Raw genomic sequence first — 15738 nt, forward strand, 5'->3', positions numbered from 1 at the left:
CCCGCGCGGGGCGGCGCCGGGGGGGGCGCCGCCCCCCGCCCCCCCCGGCCGGCCGGGGGGGGGGGCCCCCCGCCGGCCGCCCGCCCGGGCTTCGGCCGCGGTGCCCGACACCTCGACCAGCCACCCGGCGCGGCCCTCGCTGACGAAGTCGAGGGTGGCCAGGGCGGTGGCGGTGTGGAAGGGCTCGGTGTGCGTGGTGGTGACGGTCGGGACCAGGCCGATACGGCGGCTCGTGGGCGCGATACGGGCGAGTACCGCGACCGGGTCGAGCCGGCCGGCGTGGTCGTCGGGCGGTGGGGCGAAGGAGTCGCCGAGGGTGATGAAGTCGAGGGCGCCCTGCTCGGCGAGGTCGGTGAGCTCGCTCCAGTACGGGGCGGTGTGGGACTCGGCGGGGTGGTTCCCGCGGAGTGCGGCGGTAGGACTCCCGCCGAGTTCGACGGAGAGATGGAGTTCTCGGGGCATGGCATCCGGTCCTGTGCGTCGCTGCGGGGCGGTGGCTACTTGTCGGTCTTCGGGGGCCCGGGCGGATCGATCCGGGTCAGAGGACCTTCGAGAGGAAGGCGCGGGTGCGCTCGTGCCGTGGGCGGTCGAGGACGGCTGCGGGAGGGCCCTGTTCCACGACGACTCCGTCGTCCATGAACACCACGGTGTCGGCGACCTCCCGGGCGAAGCCGATTTCGTGTGTGACGACGACCATGGTGGTTCCGCTGCGGGCCAAGTCCTTGATGACGTCCAGGACTTCACCCACCAGCTCGGGGTCGAGCGCCGACGTCGGTTCGTCGAAGAGCAGCACCTTCGGCGAGAGCGCGAGCGCGCGGGCGATCGCGACGCGCTGCTGCTGGCCGCCGGAGAGCTGGCGCGGATAGGCGTCGGTCTTGTCGGCGAGACCGACCCGGTCGAGCAGCCGGCGCGCGGTGTCCTCCGCCTCTTCGCGGGGCCGGCGCAGCGCGGAGACGGGTGACTCGACGAGGTTCTCCAGGACCGTCAGATGCGGGAAGAGGTTGAAGTTCTGGAAGACGAACCCGATATGGGTGCGCTGCCGCAGGACGTCCTTCTCCTTGAGCTCGTGCAGCTTGTCCCCGGCGCGGCGGTAGCCGATGAGCTCGCCGTCGATGCTGATCCAGCCGCGGTCGACCTTCTCCAGATGGTTGATGGTGCGCAGGAGTGTGGACTTGCCCGAGCCGGACGGGCCGAGGACCACGGTGACCTCGCCGGCGTGAATCCGCAGGTCGACGCCGCGCAGCACTTCCAGGGGGCCGAAGCTCTTGTGGACGCCGTGCACGTCCACCATCACATCGCTCATCGGGTGTCTCCAGGGGACTGGGAAGGAAGGCATGGCGGTCGCTCCGCCCGGCTATCGGCTGTGCTCGGGCGGGTTGATCCGCGAGGACTCGATCGCGGACGGCGAGGTGCCCCACTTCTTCAGGATCCGGGCGTACGTGCCGTCCTTGATCAGTTCGTCGACGGCGGCCTGGAAGGCCTTGGTGAGCGGGGAGCCCTTCTTGAAGGCGAAGCCCACGTCGAGGCGGTGGAACTCACCGAGGAAGGTGGTCCCCGACGCGGCCTGTGCGGCCTGGTACCGCAGGCCGTTGATCGTCGACATGATCACGTCGATCCGGCCCTGCTGCAGCGCGGTGAGGGTCGCGCCGTTGTCGGAGTAGACCTTCACGTCGTACGGCTTCCTGCCCTCCTTCGCGCACACGCCCTGCTGCTCCGTGAGGGTCGCCTCGAAGGTGGTGCCCGCGCCGGTGCCGATGGTCAGGCCGCACAGCTGGGTGAGGTCCGTGACCTTCCTGCCCAGCTCCGTGTTGCCCTTCTTCACGGCGAAGCCCTGGCCGTCGTTGATGTAGGTGACGAAGTCGATGGTCTTCAGGCGCTCGGCGGTGACACCGAAGTTGCCGGTGCCGAAGTCGTACTTGCCGCTGCCGAGGGCCGGCAGGATCGTCTCGAAGGACGCGTCCTGCCGCTGCAGCTTCAGACCGAGCACCTTGGCGACCGCGTCCGCGAGGTCGATGTCCTGCCCGGCCGGCGCCTTGCCCGAACCTCCGCCGCTCCCGGCCCCGTTCGAGCGGGATGACCCCAAGGGGTAGTACGCCCCGGGCGGGGAACCGACCGAGGTGCCGACGCGCAGGGTGCCCGCCTTCCGTACGTCCTCGGGCAGCAGGGCGGCGGCCGACTCCACCTTGCGTACGGCGGCCACCGGGGCGGCGGCCGGGGCGGCGGGGGGCTGCGCCCCCGCCCGGACGGCGCCGGGACCGGAGTCGGACCCGCAGGCGGTCACGGCGAGCAGCGGCAGCAGGGCCAGGCCGGCGGCCAGGCGCAGACGGGTTCCTATGGCGCGGATCTTCACGGGGCGGGGGCCTTTCCCGGGTGGGGTGGACGGTGAGGTGCTGCTCGATGGCGCGCGACGGTCACCTCGGTGACCGCCAACTCCGGTGCGGAGGTCATCCGTTCACCGCTGTGAGCGTCCGCGTCCCGCGCTCGGCCCGTTCGGCGTCGCGCTTGGCGACCTCCTCGCGGACCAGCGGGATCACATAGCGGCCGAAGTCGATGGCGTCGTCGAGCAGGTCGTAGCCGCGTGCGGAGAGGATGTCGACGCCGAGGTCGTAGTAGTCGAGCAGCGCCTGGGCGACCGTCTCCGGGGTGCCGACCAGCGCGTTGGAGTTGCCCGCGCCACCGGTCGCGGCGGCGGTCGGTGTCCACAGCGCGCGGTCGTACCGCTCGCCCGCCTCGGCGATGGCGATCAGCCGCTGGGAACCGGTGTTCTGAGGAGTCGCAGCCTCAGGGGAGCCGGGACGGTGGTGACGGACGAGACCGGACGTGCGCCGTTCGCGGATCGCGCCGACCGTGCGATGGGCCTTCTCCCAGGCCAGCTCCTCGGTGGGGGCGATGATCGGACGGAAGGCGACCTGGATACGCGGCACATCGGTGCGTCCCGCCGCCTTGGCGGCGGCCTTCACGGCCTCGATCTGCTCGGCCGTCTTCGCCAGGGGCTCGCCCCACAGGCCGGAGATGGCGGCCTCGGGGCCCCCCGCCGCGTAGGCCGCGGGCGACGAACCGCCGAACGACACGTTCGGGCGCGGCTGTTGGACCGGGAAGACATCGCTGACGAAGTCGTGGAAGAGATAGTGCTCGCCCTCGTGGTCGAAGGGCTCGTGCGTGGTCCAGATCTTCTTGACGATGCCGATGTACTCGCGGGTGCGGGCATAGCGCTCGTCCTTGGTGAGCGCGTCGCCCTCGCGGCGCTGCTCGTGGTCGTCGCCGCCGGTGATGAAGTGCACGGTCAGGCGGCCCTCGCTGATCCGGTCGAGGGTGGCGAAGGTCTTCGCGGCGAACGTGGGATACGAGACGTTCGGCCGGTGGGCGAGCAGGATCTGCAGCGTGTCCAGGTGACTGGCGAGGTACGCGGCCGCCGGTGCCGGATCCGGTGAGCCGGACCCGTACGCGAAGAGCACCCGGTCCCAGCCGTGCTCCTCGTGGGCGCGGCCGAGGCGGAGTGTGTACTGCTTGTCGAAGGCGGCGCCGGAGCGCGCGGTGGTTTCCGAGCCGTCGTTGGTGGCGGCGATACCGAGGAATTCCACGGGCATGGGGAGGAGACCTCTCTCGGGCGGCGGCACAGGGGCAGGTCGAACTGCCGTGTGTGTGGGCAGGGGTGACGGACCGTCAAGGTAGACGGCAGGCGGTGATACGGGTGTGTGACGACGTGAAGCGTCAGGAGGGCACGTCAGGAGTACGTGCCGGAAAACGGGGGATCGCGGCAGCGCGCGGAAGGTTCAGAACTCGGCCCGCGACGGGGTCACCGAGGGAGGGAAGGGCCGGTCCGGGCGGCCCGCTGCCGGGTCAGACGCAACACGCCGCGGACCACACCCGACCGAAGTCGATGTGATCGCGCGTGACCAAGCGCTCTGTGGCAGGCATGCGCTCCATTGAGCAGGACGCCGTCCCGCCCGTCAAGCGACGCCCGGATGGTGGACCGTTCAACTGGCCCTGGAACAAGGGGAATTGGGGTTTGTTGCAGTCATGTGTTGTTCGCATGTACGGCTGCCTCGTCCTGTTGACGGCTCCGCACGGAGCGCCCATACGATCGACGGCGGACCGGCCCGCCCCGCAAGGGCGGGCCGTCCGGCCGCGTTGAGGGACGCGGAGCGTGTGACGACGCGAACCCCCGGCCGCTTCCCGCGAGCGCCCGGGTGGTGCCCACGCCCGCGATTCCCTCCCGGAGCCCTCCATGGTCATGCCTCCCGACGTCACCTCGGCCCCCGTACCGCCGGCCGACGCCGTGCCCCTGCCCGCAGGCGAACTCCACGCCGCCAAGCACGCCGGCTCCGAGACGCCGAGTATCGTGCCGCGCCGGCACGTCGGCCGCTGGGCGACCGCCGCCGTGGCGCTGCTCGTCTTCGCCATGGTCCTCAACTCGGTGGTCCGCAACGACGCCTTCCAATGGGGCGTGGTGGGCGACTACTTCACCACCGCGGCTGTCCTCGACGGCTTGCTCCTCGCCCTGTGGCTGACCGGCGTGGTGATGGTGCTCGGTTTTCTGCTCGGCACCGTCCTGGCGGTGATGCGCCTGTCCGTCAATCCGGTGCTGCGGACCCTGAGCTGGGGCTTCGTCTGGGTCTTCCGGTCCACGCCGCTGCTGGTGCAGCTCCTGTTCTGGTTCAACATCGGCGCCCTCTATCCGACGCTGAGCCTCGGGGTCCCCTTCGGCCCGGAGTTCCTCACCGTCAAGACGGTGAACCTGCTCGGCCCCACCCTCACCGCCGTGATCGGACTGACCCTGCACGAAAGCGCGTACGCCGCCGAGGTGGTGCGCGGCGGCATCCTCTCCGTGGAGTCCGGGCAGACCGAGGCCGCGCAGGCGCTCGGCCTGAGCAAGCGGCGCACCCTCCGCAGGATCGTGATCCCGCAGGCGATGCGCTCCATCGTGCCGACCGCGGGAAACATGCTGATCGGCACCTTGAAGGGCACGAGTATCGTCAGCGTCCTGGCCGTGCACGACCTGCTGTACTCGGCCCAGTTGATCTACAACCAGACGTACCAGGTCATCCCGCTCCTGATGGTCGCCACGCTCTGGTACATCGCGGTCACCAGTGTGCTCAGCGCGGGCCAGTACTACGTCGAGCGCCATTACGCGCGCGGCAACTCCCGTGCGCTGGCGCCCACCCCGTTGCAGCGCGTACGGATCCACCTCGGGTCCGTACGCCGGTGGCTGAGCAAGGTGACCGCCCCCGCCGCCCGCCCGGCGGGCGGCGGCGGGCGGTGACCGACTCCACGCCCCCGGCCGTCCTGGTGGTCGTCGGCGCGGGGCCGCGCGCCACCGGACTGCTCGAACGCATCGCGGCCAACGCACCCGAACTGTGGGACGAGACAGGCGAGTTGGCTGTCCATCTGGTGGATCCGCACCCGCCGGGCCCCGGCCGGATCTGGCGCCATGAGCAGTCGCCGCTGCTGCGGATGAACTCCATGGCCGAGGACGTCACCATGTTCACCGACGAGTCCTCCACCGTGGACGGCCCCGTGCGTCCGGGACCGTCCCTGGCCGCCTGGGCGGGGCAGTTCTCCGGCCGCGGTCCGCGCCACGAGCCGGTCACGGGACCCGCCGACCCCGGCGTCCTGGCCCGACCGCGCCCCCCGCGCCCCACCGACTTCCCCACCCGCCGCGCCCAAAGCGCCTATCTGGACTGGGTGTTCCGGCGCGTCCTGAACGAACTGCCGCCCACGGTCACCGTGACCTGGCACCGCACCACCGCGACCGCCGTGACCGGCCCGCAGGACGGCCCGCAGCAGGTGCGTCTGGCCGACGGTGCCACCCCGCTCACGGCCGACCTCGTGGTGCTCGCCCAAGGCCACCTCGGCTCCCTGCCCGACACGCGCCACCGTGCGCATGCCGCGTTCGCCCGGCGGCACGGTCGCTTCCATCTCCCGCCGCAGTTCACCGCCGACGCCGATCTGTCCGCGCCGCGGCCCGGCGAACAGGTCATCGTGCGCGGTCTCGGCCTGGCCTTCATCGACGTGATGGCGCTGCTCACCGAGGGCCGCGGCGGCACCTTCCGCACCGCACCCGACGGCACCCTCACCTATCTGCCCTCGGGCCGCGAGCCCGTGCTCCATGTCGGATCACGCCGCGGTGTGCCGTACCACTCCAAAACCCGCTACCGGCTGCAGGGCCCCCGCCCGCCCCTGCCCCGCCACTTCGGCCCGGACGCGGTGGACGCGCTCGTCGCCGAGGACCGTCCGCTGGACCTGCGCCAGGACGTATGGCCGCTGATGGCCAAGGAGATCGGCTTCGGCCACTACCACGAGCTGTTCCACACGCACCCCGAGCGCACCGCGCTGCCCTGGCCCGAGTTCCGGGCCGCGTACGACCGGCTCGGCTGGTACTCGGCGGAGCTGGCCGCCCTGGTCGCCACCGCGGTGCCCGATCCGGCGGACCGCCTGGACTTCGAGGCCCTGGACCGCCCGCTGGCCGGGCGGACCTTCCCCGAACCGGACGCGTTCCAGGACCACTTGCGCGCCCGCATCACCGAGGATGTCGGGCGCCGCGAGAACCAGGAGTTCAGCGCCGACCTCGGCGCGTTCCTCGCGCTGCTCTCCGTCTACGGACAGCTGCCGCGCCTGGTCGCCTCCGGCCGGCTCACCGCCCGTACGGTCGCCGAGGACCTGGACGGCTGGTGGCGCGGCTTCTTCGGCTTCCTCGCCTCCGGACCGCCCGGCTTCCGGCTGCGGCAGCTCCTCGCGCTCTCCCGCGCGGGCGTCGTACGGTTCCTGGGCGCCGACGTCCGTATCGGAACCGACGACACCACCGGCACCTTCACCGCGACCTCCGGCACGGTCCCCGGCCACATCACGCACGCCACCGCCCTCATCGAGGCGTATCTGCCTCAGGCTTCGCTCGAACGCACCGAGGACCCCCTGCTCGGCGGTCTGCGCCGGGAGGGTGCGCTGGCCGAGGAGGTCATCGCCGACCCCGCGTACACCCATCGCTCGGGGCTGCTCACCGTGACGCCCGCCGACGGCCGCGTCATCGACCCGTCCCTCGGTCGCCCCCACCCCCGCCGGATCGCCCTGGGCGCCCCGACCAACAGCCGCGGAATAGCCGCCTTCGCCCGCCCCCGCACCAACGCTCCGGCCTTCCGCCAGAACGACTCCACGGCTCGTGCGGTCCTGAACGCCTTGCGCGAATCCGGTGGGCGGGGGCAGCGGCGGCCGGCCGGGCCTCGGGTCCTGCGGCAGTGATGCGTGCCCTCGCCCTGGGGCTCAGGTCCTGCGGCAGTGAAGATGCGTGCCCTCGCCCTGGGGCTCAGGTCTGGCGAGGGGCACGTGCGTCACCTGTGCGGCATCCGTTCGAGGAGCCTTACCCCTTGCGGTAGTTGCGCGCGTCCTCGCCCGCCGCGAGGACCATGTCGAGGTCGCCGCCCACCGAGGCGGTGACGACGACGCCGACCGCGCCCTCGACGAACGGGGCGTCCACGATACGGGTGCCGGCCGGCAGCACGCGGTCGTCGGAGCCGGAGAGCAGGGCCTGCACGGTCAGGACCGCGCTGCCCATGTCGCACAGGACGGCGACGCCCTTGCCCTCGTCGGCCTTGAGGGCCGCCGCGTGGATGCGCTCGGCGCTGGTGCCGATCCGGCCGTCGTCGGTGCCGCCGGCCGCGTACACCGGGGCGATGTCGCCGGAGCCGACCATGGCCTTGGCCAACTCGGCGGTGGCTTCGGCCACTTCACGGCTGTGCGAGACCAGGACGACGCCGACCCGGCCGCCCGTGGCGGCCGCGTTCTCCGTGCTCGTGGGCTCCTCGGCCCGGGCGGCGGCCGCGGGGCGCGGGGACCACGCGGGGTCGGGGGCGAGCACCAGGGCGTGGAAGAGCAGCACGACCGAATGGGGGCCCCCGTCCTCGTGACCGATGCTGCGCTCGCCCAGGTAGCTGGCGCGGCCCTTCCTGGCCTGCATCGCCCCGGTGCTCTCGGCGCCGGACAGCGCCGCGGCGCTCGCGGCGGACAGCGCGCCGGTGATCTCCCGGACGTCGGGCGCGTCCTCGGCGGATCCCGGTGCGTCGAGCGCGTCCAGGGCCGGCAGCAGCGCGTCCAGGAGCGTCGAGTCGCCGGGTACGGCACCGCCCAGTTTGCCGACGGCCTCGGCGCCGGCCCGCAGTGCCGCGGCGAACTCCGGCAGGGTGACGGCTTCGGCGGCGCCCAGACGCTTGCCGGTACGGCGCAGCGCCATGCCGAACAGCGGACCGGACGCGCCGCCCACGGAGTTGGTGAGCGTGGTGCCGGCCAGAGAGAACAGCTCACCGGGGGTGGCGGACGGGTGCTGCGCGGCGGCCTCGCGCACGGCACCGAAGCCGCGCACCATGTTCGCGCCGTGGTCGCCGTCACCGGCCGCCGCGTCGAGAGCGGTCAGCCGGGCGGCGTCCCGTTCGAAGAGCTGAGCGGCGGCGCCGACCCAGCGGCCGAAGTAGGCGGCATCGAGGGCGAGTTCAGGGGTGTGCTCGGGGGTGGGCTCGGGCTTGGCAGTCATCGGACTGGTCTTCCTGACGAGAGGGAGGCGGGAGGCGGGAAGCGGATCGAGGGGGAGCGGGGCTCAGGCGTCCCAGCGCAGGGACGGGGTGTGCACGGGCGCGTCCCACAGGCCGGTCATCTGCTCGTCGGCGCGGCACACCGTGATCGTGCAGCCGGCCATGTCGAGGCTCGTGACGTAGTTGCCGACCAGTGAGCGGGCCACCTGGATGCCGCGCGCGGCGAGGACCCGCTCGACCTCGGCGCGGACGATGTACAGCTCGACCGGCGGGGTCGCGCCGAGCCCGTTCACGAGGACGATCACCGGGTCGCCGGAGGCCTCCGGCAGATCCGCGAGCACGGCGTCGAGCATGATCTCGGTGGTCTCGGCGGCGGTGGTGAGCCGCCCGCGGTACCGGCCGGGCTCGCCGTGGATACCGACGCCGATCTCGATCTCGTCCGGGCCGAGCGTGAAGTTGGGCGCGCCGTTCGCCGGAGTCGTGCACGAGGACAGGGCCACGCCGAAGCTGCGGCTGCGCTCGTTGACCTTGCGGGCGAGCGCGGCCACCTCGGCGAGCGGCGCACCGGTCTCGGCCAGCGCGCCCGCGAGCTTCTCCACGAACAAGGTGGCGCCCGTGCCGCGGCGGCCCGCTCCCTCGCCGCGCGCGACGGCGACGTCGTCGTCGACCACGACGGTCTCCACCTTGATGCCGTCGTCGTCCGCGTCCTCGGCGGCCATGCCGAAGTTGAGGATGTCGCCCGTGTAGTTCTTGACGATGTGCAGCACACCCGCGCCGGCGTCCACGGCGGCGGTGGCCTGGCCGATGCGGTCGGGCACGGGCGAGGTGAACACCGGCCCCGCGACGGCCGCGTCCAGCATGCCGCGCCCGACGAAGCCCGCGTGCAGCGGCTCGTGGCCGCTGCCGCCGCCGGACAGGATCCCGACCTTGCCGGGCACCTTGCCGCCGGCCCGCAGGACGATCCCGGCCTCGGCGTCGACCGCCAGCTCCGGGTGCGTGGCCGCCATACCGCGCAGGGCGTCGGCGACCACGGTCTCCGGAGCGTTGATCAGCTTCTTCACTACGGACTTCTCCTTTGATTTCCGTACGACTGAATTGCGTAGGGCGAAGCGCACGGGAATGCCGAAAATAGAAGGCGTAATAGCCTGCCGGAAAATCCTTGAATATCGGCGCCCGGGGGGAGCTTTACCGGAAGATTAACCTCGGCTGCAGGGGGTCGCATAGGTCTTTGGTCCCGGTTCGACGGATACAAAGACCCCTCTTCGGTGCATTTCTTTCCCGCTGAATTTCTGTGGCACACTCCGGTCACCGGTCGCGGTGAATTGTATTTCTTCGATGAAGCAGGAATAGCCGTCCTTGTGACGGCTCGCCCCAGGAGGTCGCACCATGAATACCGTCGCCACCCGCATGATGATCAGCCCGCCGAAGTACGTGCAGGGCGCGGGCGCCGTGCAGACCCTGGGTGAGCACGTGGCACGCCTCGGCGAGAACGCGGTCGTCCTCGCGGACAAGGGCGTGTGGACCCTGGTCGACGAGGCGGTCACGCAGTCCCTGTCCGCGGCCGGCGTGAAGCTGACCAAGGAGGTCTTCGGCGGTCTGTGCACCCAGAAGGAGATCGACCGCATCACCGCGGTCGCCGAGCGGGCGGGCGCGGACGTCGTCATCGGCATCGGCGGCGGCACCGCCATCGACACCGCCAAGGCCGTCGGCCATGCCCGCGGTGACATCGCGGTCGTCAGCGCACCGACCGTCGCCTCCACCGACGCGCCCACCAGCGCGCTCGCCGTCATCTACACCGAGGAAGGCGCCTTCGAGCGCTACTCCTTCTTCTCCCGCAACCCCAACCTGGTGCTCGTCGACACCCAGTTGGTCGCGGGCGCCCCCTCGCGCTTCATCGTCTCCGGCATGGGCGACGCGCTCGCCACCTGGTACGAGGCGCGGGTCTGTGTCGCCGCCGAGCGCACCGCGATGGCCGGCGGCCTGGCCACCGGTGCCTCGCTTGCCCTGGCCAAGCTGTGCTGGGAGACGCTCATGGAGTACGGGCCGCAGGCCCGCCTCGCGGCCGAACAGCACGTGGTCACCCCGGCGTTGGAGAAGATCACCGAGGCGAACACCCTCCTGTCCGGCCTCGGCTTCGAGAGCTGCGGTCTCGCCGCGGCCCACGGCATCCACAACGGCCTGACCGTCTCGCACAAGGTGCACGGCATGATGCACGGCGAGAAGGTCAACATCGGCACGCTCGCCCAGCTGATCCTCGAAGGCGCCCCCACCACGGAGCTGGACACGTACCTCGAGTTCAGCCACGCCGTCGGCCTGCCCACCACGCTCGCCGGGATCGGCCTCGGCGACGCGGACCGCGAGGAGCTCCTGGCGATCGGCCGCGCCTCGACCGCACAGGGCGAGACGACGCACAACATGCCGTTCGCGGTGACCCCGCAGATGGTCGCCGACGCCCTGGTCGGCGGTGACGCCTACGCCCGTGCGTACGCGAGGAAGCACGCGGCCTGAGGGCCGCGTCCGCGGCTCGCCTCAGCTGCCGGGGAAGGTCACCTTCGTCAGCTCCTCCGAGCGCTGCCAGATACGGCGGGCGTCCTCGGGCTTGTTCAGGCGGGAGTACAGCTTCTGCCGTGCGGGCGGGCCGCCCAAGTGGCCGGGCCCGCCCGGACCGTAGAACCGGCCGCTCTCGGCGTCGGGGGCGGTGGCCGCGTACAGGGCGGGCAGCTTCGCGCTCTCGACCGTCCCGACGAGGATGCCGCGGGAGGACAGCGCGCGGATCACGCGTACACCCAGGGTGTCCTTGTCGCGTCCCACCTCGGGGCGCGCGGCGAGCAGGTTCGTCGGCGCGACCCCGGGGTGGGAGAGGTTGCTGGTGATGCCCCAGCCGCCGGCCCGGCTGCGCCGGTGGAGTTCCAGTCCGAAGAGCCCGAACGCGATCTTCGACTGGCTGTACGCCTTCATGCCGTCGTACGAGCGTTCCCAGTTGAGGTCGTCCCAGTTGATGGCGCCCCGGTTCGCCGCGACGCTGACCTGGGAGGTCACCCGCGCCCGGCCCGCGCGCAGCAGCGGAAGGAGCTGGGCCACCAGGGCGAAGTGGCCGAGGTGGTTGGTGCCGAACTGCAGCTCGAACCCGTCGGCGGTGGTCTGCCGGTCGGGCGGGGTCATGACGCCGGCGTTGTTGATGAGCAGATGCACCGGGTGCCCCTCGCCGCGGAGGGTCTCGCCGAGTGCCGCCACCGAGTCGAGCGAGGACAGGTCGAGGGCGCGCAGCGACACGTTGGCGCCGGGCGCCGTGCGACGGATGGTCTCCAGCGCCGCCTCGCCCTTGCGGGGATTGCGTACGGGCAGGACGACCTCGGCCCCGGCCGCCGCGAGCCGCGTGGCGATACCGAGCCCGATGCCGTCGCTGGCACCCGTGACGACGGCACGCCGCCCGGTGAGGCCGGGGACGGTGACGTCGATGGGCTTGCGGGGCATGGGTTCACTCCCGGGAATGTGGGGCGGCTGATGTCGCCGTCCGCGAGGGCGATCACCGGCCATCCTGCCCCCGGGCGAGGCGCTCCGCCGCTCGGGAAAGGGGGATCGAGAAGGCGTGGATACGGAGCTGCGCGGCCGGTAGAAAGGTGCATGAGCGGTCTGCGCGCCGGGACGGTCCGCGGGCCGGCGGACGAACTGCACCGGCTGCGGAGGTGCACCGACGGCAGAAGAAGTGCACCGGCAGCGTGGGTGCGCCGACGGCAGAACAGGTGCACCGGCAAAGGAGGCCGCGTTGGCGATCGACCGGGGCGGGCTCGCCGCGTTCCTGCGGCGCCGCCGTGAGGCGCTGCAGCCCGAGGACGTCGGCCTCCCGCGCGGCAGGCGCCGCAGGACCAGCGGACTGCGGCGCGAGGAAGTGGCCGCGCTCTGCCACATGTCCACCGACTACTACGCACGGCTCGAACGGGAACGCGGCCCGCAGCCGTCCGAGCAGATGATCGCGTCCATCGCGCAGGGGCTGCGGCTCTCCCTCGACGAGCGCGACCATCTGTTCCGGCTGGCCGGACACCACCCGCCCGTCCCCGGCACGGCGAGCGACCACATCGGCCCGGGCATGCTCCGTGTCTTCGACCGGCTGCACGACACCCCCGCGGAGATCGTCACCGAACTCGGCGAGACGCTGCGGCAGACCCCGCTCGGCGTCGCGCTCACCGGTGATCTGACCGGCTACACCGGCCCGGCCCGCAGCATCGGCTACCGCTGGTTCACCGACCCCGCCTCGCGCGCCCTGTACGCGCCCGAGGACCACGCCTTCCTCACCCGCATGTTCGCCTCCGGCCTGCGCGGGGTGCTCACGCTGCGCGGGCCCGGGTCACACGCGGCCCACCTCGCCGATCTGCTGCTCGCGCAGAGCGAGGAGTTCCGTGCGGTGTGGGACGCGCACGAGGTCGGCATCCGCCCCCACGAGGTGAAGCGCTTCGTCCACCCGGAGGTCGGCGCCCTGGAGCTGACCTGCCAGACCCTGCTCGAACCCGGCCAGTCGCACTTCCTGCTCGTCTACACCGCCCTGCCCGGCAGCGAGAGTTACGAGAAGCTGGAGCTCCTTTCCGTCCTCGGGACGCAGACGCTTCGCTAGCGCCCCGCCGGCGGACCGGGAGCCGGGGCCGGACTGTGCCGTGGTGCGGATCAGGCGCCGGGCCCCGCCTGTGCAGTGGTGCGGATCAGGCGCCGAGCCCCGCCCGTGCCGTGGTGCGGTCGCGGTCGCGAACGGCCGGGATCAGTGCGGTGAGCATCAGCGCGGCGGTGCACACGAAGGACAGCGGGTAGCCGATGCCGGCCGCGAGGAGACCGAAGCCGACGGCGCCCACACCCATGCCCGCGTCGTACGCGAAGTTCCACAGGGCGATGACGGTGGCGTAGCCCTCGCCCGGGACGCGCGCGTACATCAGCGACAGCGTGGCGTTCTGCGCGATCCCGAAGCCGGCGCCGAACACCGTCACGCCGAGCACGACGGCGACCGGACTGTGGGTCAGGGCCAGCAGGAGCGTGCCCAGGACCGACAGGAGCAGCCCGGGCAGAACCAGGCGCTGGGCTCCGTGCCGGTCGCCGTGCCGGCCGGCGAGCCAGCGGGTCGCCGTGGACGTGGCGGGGTGGAGGAACAGGGCCACCGCGACGAGTCCGGTGGAGGCGGTGGGAACGGCGAGGGGGAGGAAGGTGACGACAACCCCCGTGGCGAGCGCCGAGGCACCGAACACCAGGGTGGGCCGCAGGAGTCGGCCCGTACGGAATCCGGCGAGCAGTCCGATGCGCCGGTCACCGGCGGGCTTCTGGCGGGGCAGCGCCGGTACCGTCAGGATCGCGGCCAGGGCGACCACCCCGGCGGCCATGGACACCGGCCCGTACCCGGTGCGGTCCGCGAGCCACACGCCCAGGGGCAGCGCGGCCAGCATCGGCACCCCGGCCACGACACCGAGCAGCGCGAGCCCTTCACCTCGGCGCTCCGGCGGGATCAGCGGCACGGTCAGCGCGCTGCCCGCGACGAGCGTGAGGGCGAAGCCGAGACCGCGGACGAGACAGAGCGCGACGAGCCAGCCGATCTGCCCGGAGGCGGGCAGCAGCAGCGCCGGAGCACCCAGCAGGAACAGGCCCGCCGCGAGCGTCGGGCGGTTGCCGAAGCGGGCGGTCAGAACCGGGCTGAGCAGAACTCCGGCGACGGTGGCGAACATCAGCGCGCCCGTGGTGAGTCCCGCGGTGTCGCCGCTGCCGCCGGAGGCCTGCGCGTACAACGGCACGACCGACAGCAGGAGGTAGTAGCTCGCCGACGCCGCGATCACCGACACGCAGCGGATCAGGAACGGCCGGGTGACCAACCGCGGTCTCCAGGCGCTGGGTTCGGTGGGCTGCGAGCCGGTCGCCTGGGCCATGCCGGGAACCTAGGGCGCGGCCTCGCCACGGGCAAGGTGACGTCCTGCCCCGCGGTCCGGACGACGGTGCCGTCCGGGCCGCCACCAGCGGGAATCGTGCCCGGTCACTATTAGTCAGGCATTAGCTTCACAGCCCTCTTGACGGTCCTTTCACCCCGGCGGCAAGGTTCGGACTCATCCGCAAGCGGTCGACGGCGCCCCACGCGCTGCCGGGGGCTAATGCGCATTAGTCAGGGGAGTTGAGCATGGCCGAGGTCCGGTTGGCGAAGGCTCGGCGGGGGCGCCCGCGGCAGGCCGAGGTGGCCCGCCTCGCCGGGGTTTCGCAGACCACGGTGTCGTTGGTGCTCAGCGGCAACAAGCAGGGCATCGCGCTCCACCCGGACACCCGCGCCCGAGTGCTGCAGGCGGCACGGCAGTTGGGGTACGCCCCCGACCCCGCCGCCCAGCGCCTTGCCGCGGCCCGCAACGACCTGCTCGGGGTGTTCAGCTTCACCGCCACGTTCCCGACCGACGTGGCGCACTCGTACTACCCGATCCTCGTCGGGGTCGAGCAGGAGGCCGTGGCGCGCGGCTACGACCTGGTCCTGTTCACCGGCTCGAGCTCCGCGCCCGCCCAGGCCGGCCGGACGGACTCGCTCGACCGGGTGCGGCTCGCCGACGGGTGCCTGTTCCTCGGGCGGCACGTCCCGGCCGACGAGCTGCGCCGGCTCGTCGAACAGGGCTACCCCGCCGTGCACATCGGCCGCCGCGACGAACTCGACTCTCTCGCCTGGGTCGGCGCCGACTACGCCGAGGCCACCGCCGAGGTCGTACGAAGGCTCGCGGACCTCGGCCACCGCGGCATGGCGCTCGTGTGCGAGACCGACGAGGCACTGGCCTCCACGGACCGGGAACGCGGATTCCGGGGCGCGCTCGCGGGGGCCGGACTGTCCGGCGGCGTGGTCCGTGCCGCCGACCCGGCGGCCGAGATCACCGGCGCCTGGGTGCGGGCCCAACTCGCCTCGGGCGTCACCGCGTTCGTGGCAGAGGAGACCGACACCTGCGCCGGCTGGCGGGCGCTGCTCAGGGCCGTCGAGGAGGCCGGACTCGCCGCGCCGGCGGACCTCTCGCTCGCCCTGCTCGGCTCACCGCCCGCCGATCTGGCCCACCACCCCGAACCGACCGGCTTCGACATCCCCAAGGCAGAGCTCGGTGCTGCCGCCGTACGCACGCTCACGGCCCTGCTGACCGCAGGCGAGGCCGACTACTCGCCGCTGGTGCCTTGCGCGTTCAGGCCGGGACATACGGCCGGCCAGGCGCCGGGCACGTAACCGAACAGCACC

13 protein-coding genes are annotated in these 15738 nt (G+C 72.4%); 5 read left to right on the forward strand and 8 right to left on the reverse strand.

The genetic code is table 11. The annotated features are described in order from the left end of the window. The 4 genes from JAO81_RS34310 to JAO81_RS34325 form a co-directional block, all read right to left on the reverse strand. On the reverse strand, positions 1–462 hold a 462-nt coding region (locus tag JAO81_RS34310), incomplete at its 3' end, for an LLM class flavin-dependent oxidoreductase (RefSeq protein WP_199551894.1). 76 nt (positions 463–538) lie between these two features. Then, positions 539–1303: an amino acid ABC transporter ATP-binding protein gene (locus JAO81_RS34315; protein ID WP_307814037.1), complete on the reverse strand. Its 765-nt coding sequence runs from the start codon at positions 1301–1303 to the stop codon at positions 539–541. A 51-nt stretch (positions 1304–1354) separates the two neighbouring features. After that, the gene (locus JAO81_RS34320) at positions 1355–2344 is read right to left on the reverse strand and encodes an ABC transporter substrate-binding protein (protein ID WP_199551922.1); all 990 of its coding nucleotides are present in this window, start codon (positions 2342–2344) and stop codon (positions 1355–1357) included. A gap of 100 nt (positions 2345–2444) precedes the next feature. After that, positions 2445–3587, reverse strand: coding sequence for an LLM class flavin-dependent oxidoreductase (locus tag JAO81_RS34325; protein WP_199551895.1), 1143 nt, complete (start codon positions 3585–3587; stop codon positions 2445–2447). Between the two features lie 641 nt (positions 3588–4228). On the opposite strand from JAO81_RS34325, the gene JAO81_RS34330 reads away from it, so the two are divergent. Then, positions 4229–5263 (forward strand): amino acid ABC transporter permease, encoded by a 1035-nt coding sequence (locus JAO81_RS34330; protein ID WP_199551896.1) that lies wholly within the window; start codon positions 4229–4231, stop codon positions 5261–5263. Beyond that, complete coding sequence (locus JAO81_RS34335; protein WP_199551897.1) at positions 5260–7236, forward strand: FAD/NAD(P)-binding domain-containing protein; 1977 nt, start codon at positions 5260–5262, stop codon at positions 7234–7236. Before JAO81_RS34330 ends, JAO81_RS34335 begins: the two co-directional genes overlap by 4 nt. Before the next feature lie 118 nt (positions 7237–7354). Here the strand turns inward: JAO81_RS34335 and dhaL are convergent, their stop codons facing one another. Next, positions 7355–8521: a dihydroxyacetone kinase subunit DhaL gene (dhaL, locus tag JAO81_RS43790; protein WP_199551898.1), complete on the reverse strand. Its 1167-nt coding sequence runs from the start codon at positions 8519–8521 to the stop codon at positions 7355–7357. Positions 8522–8584: 63 nt separating this feature from the next. Further along, positions 8585–9580, reverse strand: coding sequence for a dihydroxyacetone kinase subunit DhaK (dhaK, locus tag JAO81_RS34345; protein WP_199551899.1), 996 nt, complete (start codon positions 9578–9580; stop codon positions 8585–8587). 325 nt (positions 9581–9905) lie between these two features. On the opposite strand from dhaK, the gene JAO81_RS34350 reads away from it, so the two are divergent. Further along, complete coding sequence (locus tag JAO81_RS34350) at positions 9906–11027, forward strand: glycerol dehydrogenase (protein WP_199551900.1); 1122 nt, start codon at positions 9906–9908, stop codon at positions 11025–11027. Positions 11028–11048: 21 nt separating this feature from the next. On the opposite strand, the gene JAO81_RS34355 is transcribed toward JAO81_RS34350, so the two are convergent. After that, positions 11049–11993 carry an SDR family oxidoreductase gene (locus JAO81_RS34355; RefSeq protein ID WP_199551901.1) on the reverse strand — a complete coding sequence of 315 codons (945 nt, stop codon included), beginning with the start codon at positions 11991–11993 and terminating at the stop codon, positions 11049–11051. A gap of 292 nt (positions 11994–12285) precedes the next feature. Between JAO81_RS34355 and JAO81_RS34360 the strand changes: the two genes are divergently transcribed. Beyond that, entirely contained in the window at positions 12286–13128 is an 843-nt protein-coding gene (locus JAO81_RS34360; protein ID WP_199551902.1) for a helix-turn-helix transcriptional regulator, read from the forward strand. 85 nt (positions 13129–13213) lie between these two features. On the opposite strand, the gene JAO81_RS34365 is transcribed toward JAO81_RS34360, so the two are convergent. Beyond that, a complete protein-coding gene (locus tag JAO81_RS34365) occupies positions 13214–14416 on the reverse strand; it encodes an MFS transporter (RefSeq protein WP_199551903.1) in 1203 nt (400 codons plus the stop codon). A 245-nt stretch (positions 14417–14661) separates the two neighbouring features. Between JAO81_RS34365 and JAO81_RS34370 the strand changes: the two genes are divergently transcribed. Further along, the gene (locus JAO81_RS34370) at positions 14662–15726 is read left to right on the forward strand and encodes a LacI family DNA-binding transcriptional regulator (protein ID WP_199551904.1); all 1065 of its coding nucleotides are present in this window, start codon (positions 14662–14664) and stop codon (positions 15724–15726) included. The last annotated feature ends 12 nt before the right edge of the window (positions 15727–15738 follow it).

The sequence above is a fragment of the Streptomyces sp. N35 genome, from assembly GCF_016464295.1.
Classification (GTDB): Bacteria; Actinomycetota; Actinomycetes; order Streptomycetales; family Streptomycetaceae; genus Streptomyces.